Source organism: Mycobacterium sp. (assembly GCF_050701515.1).
Taxonomy (GTDB): domain Bacteria; phylum Actinomycetota; class Actinomycetes; order Mycobacteriales; family Mycobacteriaceae; genus Mycobacterium.
This window is the reverse complement of the sequence record NZ_JBOGDB010000133.1, coordinates 1-2,734: the sequence shown is the minus strand read 5'-3', so window position 1 is coordinate 2,734 and position 2,734 is coordinate 1. Positions and strand designations below refer to the sequence as shown.

The 2,734-nt window shown below is 64.3% G+C and carries 3 protein-coding genes; all 3 read right to left on the bottom strand.

The genetic code is table 11. The features are described from left to right. Positions 1–24: 24 nt before the first annotated feature. Entirely contained in the window at positions 25–1,128 is a 1,104-nt protein-coding gene (locus ACRDU5_RS10985; protein WP_526614531.1) for an MCE family protein, read from the bottom strand. Beyond that, the gene (locus tag ACRDU5_RS10980) at positions 1,128–2,153 is read right to left on the bottom strand and encodes an MCE family protein (protein WP_526614530.1); all 1,026 of its coding nucleotides are present in this window, start codon (positions 2,151–2,153) and stop codon (positions 1,128–1,130) included. Before ACRDU5_RS10980 ends, ACRDU5_RS10985 begins: the two co-directional genes overlap by 1 nt. Further along, positions 2,150–2,734: MCE family protein (locus ACRDU5_RS10975; protein WP_526614528.1), on the bottom strand; the 585-nt coding region annotated here is incomplete at its 5' end. The genes ACRDU5_RS10975 and ACRDU5_RS10980, both read right to left, overlap by 4 nt.

The following is a 2,734-nucleotide window of genomic DNA, read 5'->3' as shown; positions in this document are numbered from 1 at the left end:
ATCGCCGTGACCGTGACGAGACGCTTACGGGTTGCCATCATCCGGAAGGTCTCCTGGCTGCGGAATGGCGTTGACGGGGAACGGAAGCTCCGCCCGGGGTCCGGCGTTGTCCGGCGGCTGGCCGGCGTTGACGCCTCGCCTGAAGCCAAAGGCGTAATCGAGGAACGGCTGGAGGAGCTGCGCCGGCATGACGTTGGGCACCAACGCGTTGTAGTAGGCGCCGTTGGCCACGATTTCGCCCTGGGTGAGTTCGTATTTGGCCAGGCCCGGCAGCGCCTTGGCGATATTGTCGCGGTTGGATTCCAGCATGCGGGTGACCGAGTTCAGCCGCTCCAAGGCCGGCGCCAGCTGGTGCTCGTTGTCGGCGACCAGACCGGTCAATTCACGCGACACCGCCGATGTATTGGCGAGCAGGCCCACGATGGCCTGCCGGCGCTGGTTGAGCACCGCGAGCAGATCGTTGGCGTTCAGGATCAGCGCGTTGACCTGCTGGCTGCGTTCCGACAGGATGCCGGTGACGTCGCCGGCGGTCTCGAGCAGCGCGGCCAGACTTTCGTTGCGGTTGTTGAGCGACCGTGACAGCCGGGACAGGCCATCGAACGTCGGGCCCAGCTGGGGAGCAACCTGGTCGAGCGTCGACGCCAGCGTGTCCAGCGACTGGTTGAGCGTATCGATTTCGGTGCCGGCGGTGTTGGTGGTGAGCTCACCGATCGCGTCGGTCAACGAATAGGGCGAGGACGTCCGGGAAGTCGGAATGACCGCGTTGGGCGACAGCGTGCCACTGCCCGCCGACTCCAACGCCAGCACCCGCTCGCCGAGCAGGGTTCCGGTACGGACGTGCGCGGTAGTCTCCGAGCCGAGCGCGTACCTGCCGGCGATGGTGAAGCCGACCAGCGCGTCGCCGTTGTCGAGTTCGATGCTCGAGACCGAGCCGACCTTGATGCCCGACACCGTGACGTCGTTGCCGGCGGCGAGACCACCGGCCTCGGTGAACAGGGCCTGGTATCTGATCCCGGTGGCCCACTGCAGCAGCCGCTCCGGCTGTAGTCCTACGGCGACGACGAGGATGATCAGGACAACGCCCATGAAGCCTGCCCTGATGAGCTGAGATCCGCGGTATTTCAGCATCAGTTCTCGGTGCACCTCCCCGTCTCTTGCTTGATCCAGGGAAAGACGACGGTTTCGCCCTCGAGGGAACTGGCTCGGAAGGTGATCCCGCAGAGGTAGTAGGGGAAGAAGCTGCCGTAGGAGCCGACGCGCGCGAGTTTGCGATATATCTCCGGCAAGCGCCCGAGGGCGTCGTCGAGGCGATCCTTGTCGTCATCAATATGTGTGGCGAGCCTCTGCGCCTGGGCGACCGTGCCGGCCAACGGCGGCCGCGTCTCATCGAGCAGGTCCGCCAGCGACGCGGTGCCGATGTTGAGCGATTCGATCGCCGTACCGATCGGGTCCCGGTCGCTGGCCAACCCACTGATCAGCTTCTCGAGCCGGTCGATCGTGCCGGAGAACTCCTCGCCGTCCTGCGACAGGGTGTCCAGCACGGTTCGCAGCTCATCGATCAACTGCTCGATGACTTGGTTGTTGTCTGCGAGCGAGTTCGTGAACGAGGATGTCTTGGAGAACAGCGATTCCAGGGTCCCGCCCTGGCCCTGCAGTATCTGGATCAGCGAAGCGGTCAACGCGTTGACATCTTGTGGATTCAGGCCCCGGATAACGGGTTTCAGGCCTCCCAGCAGCAGGTCGAGGTCGAGGGCGGGCGCTGTGCGCTCCACGGGGATCTGTGCACCCACGGGCAGGATCTTCGTCGACTCCGGGGTGTCGATGAGTTCCAGATAGCGATCCCCGACCAGATTGAGATAGCGGATCGCCGCCTGGGTGCCGGTGGTCAACTGGGTGTTGCGGTCGGCATCGAACTTGACCAGAACCTTCTTATCGGGCTGCAGCGACACGTCCCCCACGGTGCCGACCCGGATGCCGGCGATCCGGACGGTGTCGCCTGTTTCCAGCCGCGACGCGTCGTCGAAGACCGCCGAGTATTCGTTCGTCGCACCGGTTCTCGTCTCGGCGAAGATGAAGAACAGGAAGGCGGTCAGCACCGCCATCACGACCCCGAAGGCGGTGAACTTGATGAGTGTGCCCGTGACGCGCGTCATCCCGGCATTCCGACCTGTGCGGTGTTGCGGGGCGGTCCGGGGATCGGCCCAAACAGCCACTGCTTGAGCGCGTCGGAGTTCAGCAGGATGCCCTGATTCCCGTATTTCATCGGGTTGGTGCCGACGTCACCGATGATGATCGGCGGCCGGAACTCGGGGGGCACGTGGGGTAGGCCCAGTTCCTTGCAGTATGGGCGGCCCTTGGCGGCGACCTTGGGCAGATCCTGCGGATAGCGATAGCGTTCGACGCCGAGGGTCAGCCCGGCCGATATCAGTATGTTCGAGAATTGTGGTATGGAGTCCGCGAACGGCAGAAGGCCCCCGAGGCCGCACCACAGTGACCTGTCATACCGCATTAGTACATCGGTGGTGGGCACCAACAATTGCAGCACATCGGTCAGTGCCTGGCGGTTGCCGCCGATCACCTCGTTGCCGACGTCGGCCAAACCGATCGTGCTGACCAGGAACTCGTCCAGGTTCTGCTGCTCTTCCACGATCGAGTTGCTGATCCGTGTCGAGCTGTCGATGGTGGTGATCAGGTCGGGGGCCGCATCGGCGTAGGCGGTCAGCACCGGAACAGA

What these genes read in the sequence shown, in the direction of transcription:
- ACRDU5_RS10985 (WP_526614531.1), bottom strand. Translation starts at nt 1,128, where the DNA reads ATGCTGAAATACCGCGGATCTCAGCTCATCAGGGCAGGCTTCATGGGC.
- ACRDU5_RS10980 (WP_526614530.1), bottom strand. Translation starts at nt 2,153, where the DNA reads ATGACGCGCGTCACGGGCACACTCATCAAGTTCACCGCCTTCGGGGTC.